Here is a 7454-nt window from a genome sequence, read left to right as displayed (position 1 = left end):
GGAGGAATTTTAATGAAGATATATCCATATTTTTTGATAGGAATAAAGCAGACATGGGACAATAATCTCTTTAAAATTGTGCTATTTACAGTTGGAACTGTCCTTCTTGTATCGTTGATACGCAAGCTTGTGATGGTCAGCAAGAGTGGCGGAAAATTTTCAGAGCCTATGCATATCGCCAATGGAAATTTATATATTCATAGCGGTATTGTTCCGGGGAACCGAGTGATTCCTTTGAAGGAGCTCGAAGCGGTTGATATACACTTTGTGCGCGAAAGGCATCTAAATGGTCACAGATATTTTATAGAGTTTGTGAGAAAAAAGGGAGAAACAAGGGTATCATTATTGGAAAGGATAAGGGTACTGAAGAGAGACTGTCTCAGATTAAGAAGCAGCTGAAGAAGAACAGAGTGAAGGTTCACGAGATAAAGTAAGTGAAGGAAAATAGGTTAATGATAGTGGAAACTAAGAAAAAATCGGTTCCTTGGAAAGAAGGGAAAGTCATATCGGTGTACCTTCGAGATGGGAGATACATATTGGCGCAGATGGTAAAATCGCCATACATGGTTTTCTTTAACCTTTTTAGCGAGGATAACTCGTGGGAAGGTGTGACTTTGTCAACTGATAAGGTGCTGTTCTGTCATGCGGTTACGCGTCAGTGGAAAGCGCACAGTCCCATCGAGCGCATTAAAGGTGTAGAGTCGCTTTCTGACTACGAGCTTCCAACCAGATGGATTCATACAGAAGGGCTCGGTCACAGAAGTCGAGAAATTATCGTTGATGGAGTAAAGCGAAGTGTGGTAATTCTCGGTACACGACTAGCATTGGTTGAAAGAGATATGATAGATAATAGCAAGAACAATGCACCGTGCGGACTCTATCATACGATGGTTAAGTCTGATTTAAAAGAAGCAGATTGGCCGATGGTGGAAAATATAGAAACAATGTCAGTCGAGATGTACCCGGGCTTGAATGAGCGGCTATACTTGTGTAGCCTTCTGGGGAAAAATGTAAATCCGGAGCTTGAGATTTACCTCGGTAGACCGATTCCGGAAGTATATAACACATATGTAAAGATAATGTGCGGAGACAAAATCCCCGATTACTGTTAATACGACGAATTAAAATCAACACCTAGTTAAACCCCTTGAATCCGGAAGATGAAAAGGGTATTATACTGGGCACAGATTAATGGATTTAACCATGGTAAATCAAAATAAATCGAAGGAAATGGGAGGACACAATGGGAAATAGAGAAATGAAAGTTAGAGTTAATATGCCGGTACTCCCCGAGAGATTAGGGGGATACACAGTTACAGCAAATAGGTTCGACGACATGTTCCTAAAGCTCTTCGACAAAGAGCCTTACGGAATCAACTCGGAGATTAACCTTATCGCCGGGGACGAGAGAACTAGCGTTGAAACCTTGGATATAGATAGAGGTGGAAGCTGCATGAGCATCAGCCTCAAGATTGGATATCCAGAAGCATTTACTTCAGGTGAAGTGCTAAGTAGACTTGCTGATGCGGTTGTGCCTTATAAGTGTGGCGTCGAGAAGATAGCGTAGATATTAAATGAAATCGGATGAAGCCCATAAAAGTTTACATATAGAGCGAAAAATAGCATGTAAATAGCGATAAAATGACTCAGACACTCGATAAATCACATGTAAACGTGATATATTTAATGGGATTGTGCATTTGCGAGAACAAAACGGTAATAGGAAGGATATACTATAGTTCGTTTCCTTATTGTGTTGGAGAGATTGAGTACTTATGCCCGGAGTGTATAGCTAGTGGTGAGGCAGCTAAAGAATTCGATGCGGAATTCGTGCAGGATGCCGAATGGGAAGGAGAAGTCGAAGGAGTTATTTGAAAGAACTCCAGGCTATATGAGCTGGCAGGGAGAGCACTGGCTATCATGCTGTAACGACTACTGCGCATATCTAGGAACAGTTGGCACAAAGGAGCTTGAGGAGATGGGTATTGCAGATGAGGTTATAGAAGAGTACGAGATGAGATCAGAATATACCGATATCAGAGAGTACCTATACAAAGATGGCGATATCTATGTCGATGCGAGTTAATTTGTACGGTTGATAGGTGAATCTGGCATATTAAAGCGAAAGACGAATTCGGAGGAATTTTAATGAAGATATATCCATATTTTTTGATAGGAATAAAGCAGACATGGGACAATAATCTCTTTAAAATTGTGCTATTTACAGTTGGAACTGTCCTTCTTGTATCGTTGATACGCAAGCTTGTGATGGTCAGCAAGAGTGGCGGAAAATTTTCAGAGCCTATGCATATCGCCAATGGAAATTTATATATTCATAGCGGTATTGTTCCGGGGAACCGAGTGATTCCTTTGAAGGAGCTCGAAGCGGTTGATATACACTTTGTGCGCGAAAGGCATCTAAATGGTCACAGATATTTTATAGAGTTTGTGAGAAAAAAGGGAGAAACAAGGGTATCATTATTGGAAAGGATAAGGGTACTGAAGAGAGACTGTCTCAGATTAAGAAGCAGCTGAAGAAGAACAGAGTGAAGGTTCACGAGATAAAGTAAGTGAAGGAAAATAGGTTAATGATAGTGGAAACTAAGAAAAAATCGGTTCCTTGGAAAGAGTTTTCCGGAATGATAAGAGAATGCAAAAAGGAAATATAGATATAGTATTAACTAAAGGTATAAGTTGTTTTGATTATGATACTAAAGATGAATTAGAAGCTATAAGAAAATTCAAACCGTGGGAAAAAGAATTATTTTTGTGAAAGATAAAATTGATACCGAAACGGTAAATGATGAACTATAAATAATTGGAGAAGTGAAAATATGCGTTGAGGATTGAAACACAGGGTAGAGAATGGAATATCAGGATTATATAGTAGAGTTTGCTATGGCTATAAAAAAGGTAAAAATGGCATGCTTGTCATTGATGAAGTAGAAGCAAAAGTCGCAAGAAATATTTTTGATTGGTATTTAGAAGGACTGAGCATTGGTGGGATTATAAATAGGCTTGAAGAAAAGAAAATCAAGATACCTAAAGGGAAAAAGCGTTGGAGTAAAAGAGCAATTTGAAGCAGTTCAACTTGAAATGGTATCTCGCAACAATATGGAAGTTTTAGAAGACGGAACAGTGCATAGAAAGAATAAAAAATATAGTTCGAAGAAAGGTGTCAAATCATGATGGAAAACTTAAAATATAGATTATGGTATTCATTAATCTTATGTTTCAGAAAATTTATGGGATTGTTATTTTTCGTTTATGAAATTGTAAGATACCCAATTAAAAATATTTCAATATGGTTAGTGGGATCTTGAATTTACACTCTAAATGCAACAATTAAATAATGACTCATAGCCTTGGTATAGTGGTGTTTGAGAAGACATCCCATTACCCAAGGAGGAACTATGAGTCATTGCAAATATCTTACATTAAATGATAGAAATAAGATAGAGGTTTGAAATGCGACGGGATATTTTGAGGATGAATATGGTGTTTGTGCGGATGCTATCACAAGCATATTGGATTCCGGCTATGATTTAATGAAGCTGAGATAACAGGATATTATAAAAAACTCACAGAGTTATACCATCAATAAGTCAGATAATAATATAGATTTCCGTTTAGTAAGAAATTGAAAAGTCTACTTTGATAATACCGAATAAAGTTTGATCATAGATATGATAAATCAACGTGGTATCACCTATGTTATTCATCATGCTAGTCCATGGCAATTTTCTTATAAACAAGATATTTTAGAAAAGAGAGATGATATTATTAATTATTATCGTATTCAAACTTAATAATCATTAAAAAAGGAACAATCGTTCCTTTTTTAGCCTTTATTGTAATTATCAAGTGATTTAATTAAGAATGGCATGGCTTGTTCAAAGTTAACCCCATAGGTATTATAATTTTCTTCTTCCAATGTCTTATGAATAGACTCTTTCACATAATCACAAGCAAGGGTCATAGCTTTTAACAATGATAAACCTTGTATAAGTCCACCACTGAAAGTACTTGCCCAAATATCACCAGTACCATGGAAATGTCTCGGTTCTTCTTGATTGAAGTAACTCGTGAAGGTATCGCTATCTTTTTCATATGCATAAGCACCAATAGAGCCATGTTCAAATTGAATACCTGTAAGAATAGCAGTAGGACAACCAAGGTCGGTTAGTTTACGCAAAACATCTTGAATATAAGCTTCATCATATTTTTCTTGATAAGGAATGTCTAATAAGAAGGATGCTTCCGTAAGATTGGGGACAATTATATCTGCAACAGCGCATAATTCACCCATTTTATGAGCAAATGGAACATCAAATCCGGGGTATAATTCACCATTATCTGCCATGCATGGATCGACAACCTTTAAAGCATTTTTGCCGAATTGATTAAATAAATTTTGTGCTAACTCAATCTGAGCAAAGGACCCTAAGTATCCAGTGTATACTCCATTAAATGAAAAGCCTTCTTTTTGCCAATGGGCAAGAATCGGTTCAACTTCTCTTGTTAAATCATGAAAGGTGAATTCTGAAAACATGGTATGAGTAGATAATACAGCAGTAGGGATAACAGCTGTTTCAATACCTATTGCCGAAAGAATTGGTAAAGCAACCGTTAATGAACACTTTCCTACACAGGAAACATCCTGCATTGTAATAATTTTTTTCATATAAACTATTCTCCAATACCATCATTATAATGGTTTTGTATGAAAATACCATTGCATGATAGTATTCTTATACAGAATTAGTTGTGTTGAGAGAGATAAGTTAGAATGAAAGTAACAAAAGAAAGTTATCATTAGGGGAAAAATAGGGCATATGAAAAGGCATGAAATATCGATTATTGATATGAACTAATCCTATTTCTACCATTGGAAATTTTTAGAAGATATTCTAAATGAGGAAAGGACACAACGAAATAGAAAATCCTTTGTGCAACAAAGAATTAAGAGAAATGAAACTATTTATCTAATTATAAGTGTATTATTATAAGAGCGATGATGAGTAAAAAAGAGAATTTCAGTTATATGAAGTTATTTTTTGAAATGATGCTAATCAGTGCATTTACTTTTGGGGGTGGATTTGTCATCATCAGCATGATGAAAAAGAAATTTTGTGAAGAATTGCACTGGGTTGGGGAAGATGAGGTGCTGGACATGACCGCAATTGCTCAATCTGCGCCAGGAGCTCTTGCTGTTAATAGTGCGATTATTTTTGGGTATCATGTTGCCGGAATTACGGGTGTTTTGTTATCTACTCTTGCGATAATTATTCCGCCAATAGTTATCATTACAATTGTTTGTATGATATATGAGGCATTTTCTACTAATGCGGTAGCACAAACAGCTTTACGTGTTATGCGTGCAGGTATAACAGCAATAATTATAGATGTTGTTATTGATCTTGGAAGTTTAGTGATTCATGCAAGGAATAGAATTCATATTTTTTTGATGTCGGTTGCATTTATAGCAGTCTATTTCTTTAGTATTGGTACCATTACAATTATTTTATTATTTATTATTTTGGGTATTGCAATGAATTTCTTAAAAGGGGAGATATCATGATATTTATTGAAATGTTTCTAACCTATTTTCAAATTGGCTTGTTTTCATTTGGTGGTGGTTATGCTGCAATGCCACTTATTCAGTCTCTTGTGGTCGAAGGCAAGAAGTGGTTAACTTTTTCGGAATATTCGGATTTAGTAACAATCGCAGAAATGACACCGGGACCTATAGCTGTTAATAGCGCGACATTTGTTGGGCAGAAGATAGCCGGCATGCCCGGAGCGATTGTTTGTACACTGGGTTGTATTACACCATCTTTGCTTATTGTCCTATTGCTGGCATGGGCATACAAAAAATATCGTGGATTATCAATTGTTCGGAATATCTTAGAAGAAGTACGATTGGCAGTAATTGCAATGATTGCTGGAGTGGGTATAACTATTTTATTGTTATCCTGTTTTAAAATTCATTCACTTTGGCACATAACTAATGCAGATATACAGTGGGTAGAACTAGTCTTATTTGTGGTGTCACTTATCTTGTTGCGTAAAAAGAAAGTTGGTCCAGTACAAATTATTTTTGGGACAGCAGTAATTGGAACATTTGTTTACACAATGATTTTATAAATAATTCACTTTAAGAAGGTTGCCATTACCTCGTGTTATAAGGCTAGCTTTTTTATAATGGAACGGATGATAAGTTGTATTCTTAAAATTCAAGAAAAAAGTATTTGTTCATTGAATAAAAAAAGTAAAAGGAATAATTCCAGTGCATCGAAGATAAGAAAACAGATAGATTGATTTTTAAAACCCCCAAAAAGCAATTTATCTCTGAAAATAATCTATAGTTTAACCAGTTGAAAATCACTTATCATGATTTCTACGGAATTGATTCGGTGAAACACCATTCTTGTCTTTAAAATACTTGTACAGGATATTAAGATTAGAAAAACCAGTATTCTCAGCAATTTTTTCAATCGTTAAGGAACTGTTCAGAAGATATTTTTCAACCTCTAAAATTTTATTATCAATTTGAATTTCTTTAAATGTTTTGCCATAGTTCTTCTTTAATAAGTTAGACAAATATTTTTCATGATAGCCAAATAGCTTAGCCACTTGTGTTAAAGTAGCTGTTTTGTAGTTATTGTTCAAATAATTAACGATATTAAAAACATGATTGGATTTTTGATCGGAAAAATGAACCGTTGAAGTCAAATAATCGTTTTTAGGATTGAACAATTCAAGTAAGATGATAGAAAAATAGTTTTGAATAGAATACAACTTATAAGGATTATCTTCATAGTATTCAATTAATAAATATTGAAATAAGTGTCTAATTTTTGGATTTTTAGCAGTCTTAAAAATAATGTAGTTATCATGACTTTCATTGGAGTAAAGAGCCTTGTTCATAAAAGTAGATAAAGTATTGTTCGTATTGACCGTTAAAAGTGATTTGAAATAATCATTGGACATAACAATATTGATGATAATATCTTTGAATTTCGGTTTCATCTTAGCTCTTACAACCTGTGTATCAAAGAAACAAATATCTCCTTCTTCAAGAATAATTTCTTTATCTTCAATAAAATACGCACATTTACCTGAATAAATATAATTCACATTCAAATTGGTAAAGATATGAAAAGGCATAAAATTATAACGAGAATCCTTACGAATGAATAAAGGTGAATTTTCTAATTGCCTTGTTGTAACCTCAATCACTTCTTTTCCTTTAATAAACTTTCTTTTTGAATAGCCCAGTTCATACTTTTTGGAATAACTACCAGCATGACTAAGGTAATACAATTCATTTTCAGTATGTGTAAATAGTTTTTTTTCTAAGTTTTTAATTTCTTGATCCATAAAAATATTATATCTTACTTTTTGATAAGAAATACCTTTCTTTCTGGAATTTAGATGAGGATATTTATGAG

General features: G+C 34.6%; 11 protein-coding genes and 1 pseudogene. 10 read left to right on the top strand and 2 right to left on the bottom strand.

Features of this window, described 5'->3' with window-relative positions:
* The 8 genes and pseudogenes from K7I92_RS04695 to K7I92_RS07485 form a co-directional block, all read left to right on the top strand.
* Positions 1-399, top strand: a 399-nt coding sequence (locus tag K7I92_RS04695; RefSeq protein ID WP_220282254.1) for a hypothetical protein, incomplete at its 5' end; no start/stop codon positions are given.
* A 53-nt stretch (positions 400-452) separates the two neighbouring features.
* The gene (locus K7I92_RS04690) at positions 453-1112 is read left to right on the top strand and encodes a hypothetical protein (protein ID WP_220282253.1); all 660 of its coding nucleotides are present in this window, start codon (positions 453-455) and stop codon (positions 1110-1112) included.
* 131 nt (positions 1113-1243) lie between these two features.
* Positions 1244-1567, top strand: a complete 324-nt coding sequence (locus tag K7I92_RS04685) for a hypothetical protein (RefSeq protein ID WP_220282252.1) — start codon at positions 1244-1246, stop codon at positions 1565-1567.
* A gap of 74 nt (positions 1568-1641) precedes the next feature.
* Positions 1642-2086 (top strand): annotated as a pseudogene (locus tag K7I92_RS07665) (CbrC family protein).
* 62 nt (positions 2087-2148) lie between these two features.
* On the top strand, positions 2149-2535 hold the full coding sequence (locus tag K7I92_RS04670) for a hypothetical protein (RefSeq protein WP_220282250.1): 387 nt from the start codon (positions 2149-2151) through the stop codon (positions 2533-2535).
* A gap of 115 nt (positions 2536-2650) precedes the next feature.
* A complete protein-coding gene (locus tag K7I92_RS07490) occupies positions 2651-2773 on the top strand; it encodes a hypothetical protein (protein WP_255520666.1) in 123 nt (40 codons plus the stop codon).
* Positions 2774-2846: 73 nt separating this feature from the next.
* Positions 2847-3080: a recombinase family protein gene (locus K7I92_RS04665; RefSeq protein ID WP_220282249.1), complete on the top strand. Its 234-nt coding sequence runs from the start codon at positions 2847-2849 to the stop codon at positions 3078-3080.
* Between the two features lie 606 nt (positions 3081-3686).
* The gene (locus tag K7I92_RS07485) at positions 3687-3809 is read left to right on the top strand and encodes a hypothetical protein (RefSeq protein WP_255594339.1); all 123 of its coding nucleotides are present in this window, start codon (positions 3687-3689) and stop codon (positions 3807-3809) included.
* A 32-nt stretch (positions 3810-3841) separates the two neighbouring features.
* Here the strand turns inward: K7I92_RS07485 and K7I92_RS04660 are convergent, their stop codons facing one another.
* Complete coding sequence (locus K7I92_RS04660) at positions 3842-4684, bottom strand: pyridoxamine kinase (RefSeq protein WP_220282248.1); 843 nt, start codon at positions 4682-4684, stop codon at positions 3842-3844.
* Between the two features lie 330 nt (positions 4685-5014).
* On the opposite strand from K7I92_RS04660, the gene K7I92_RS04655 reads away from it, so the two are divergent.
* Positions 5015-5581 carry a chromate transporter gene (locus K7I92_RS04655; RefSeq protein WP_203245132.1) on the top strand — a complete coding sequence of 189 codons (567 nt, stop codon included), beginning with the start codon at positions 5015-5017 and terminating at the stop codon, positions 5579-5581.
* An 11-nt stretch (positions 5582-5592) separates the two neighbouring features.
* Positions 5593-6147, top strand: coding sequence for a chromate transporter (locus K7I92_RS04650; protein WP_220282247.1), 555 nt, complete (start codon positions 5593-5595; stop codon positions 6145-6147).
* A gap of 237 nt (positions 6148-6384) precedes the next feature.
* Here the strand turns inward: K7I92_RS04650 and K7I92_RS04645 are convergent, their stop codons facing one another.
* Entirely contained in the window at positions 6385-7383 is a 999-nt protein-coding gene (locus tag K7I92_RS04645; RefSeq protein ID WP_203245135.1) for an AraC family transcriptional regulator, read from the bottom strand.
* Positions 7384-7454: the final 71 nt, after the last annotated feature.

This window comes from Bulleidia sp. zg-1013 (genome assembly GCF_019798045.1).
In the GTDB taxonomy this organism is placed as follows: domain Bacteria; phylum Bacillota_I; class Bacilli_A; order Erysipelotrichales; family Erysipelotrichaceae; genus Bulleidia.
This window is presented reverse-complemented; position numbering and strand designations above follow the sequence as displayed.

Coding starts and splice junctions, on each gene's coding strand:
- K7I92_RS04690 (WP_220282253.1), top strand. CDS start 453: ATGATAGTGGAAACTAAGAAAAAATCGGTTCCTTGGAAAGAAGGGAAA.
- K7I92_RS04685 (WP_220282252.1), top strand. CDS start 1,244: ATGGGAAATAGAGAAATGAAAGTTAGAGTTAATATGCCGGTACTCCCC.
- K7I92_RS04670 (WP_220282250.1), top strand. CDS start 2,149: ATGAAGATATATCCATATTTTTTGATAGGAATAAAGCAGACATGGGAC.
- K7I92_RS07490 (WP_255520666.1), top strand. CDS start 2,651: ATGCAAAAAGGAAATATAGATATAGTATTAACTAAAGGTATAAGTTGT.
- K7I92_RS07485 (WP_255594339.1), top strand. CDS start 3,687: ATGATAAATCAACGTGGTATCACCTATGTTATTCATCATGCTAGTCCA.
- K7I92_RS04660 (WP_220282248.1), bottom strand. CDS start 4,684: ATGAAAAAAATTATTACAATGCAGGATGTTTCCTGTGTAGGAAAGTGT.
- K7I92_RS04655 (WP_203245132.1), top strand. CDS start 5,015: ATGATGAGTAAAAAAGAGAATTTCAGTTATATGAAGTTATTTTTTGAA.
- K7I92_RS04650 (WP_220282247.1), top strand. CDS start 5,593: ATGTTTCTAACCTATTTTCAAATTGGCTTGTTTTCATTTGGTGGTGGT.
- K7I92_RS04645 (WP_203245135.1), bottom strand. CDS start 7,383: ATGGATCAAGAAATTAAAAACTTAGAAAAAAAACTATTTACACATACT.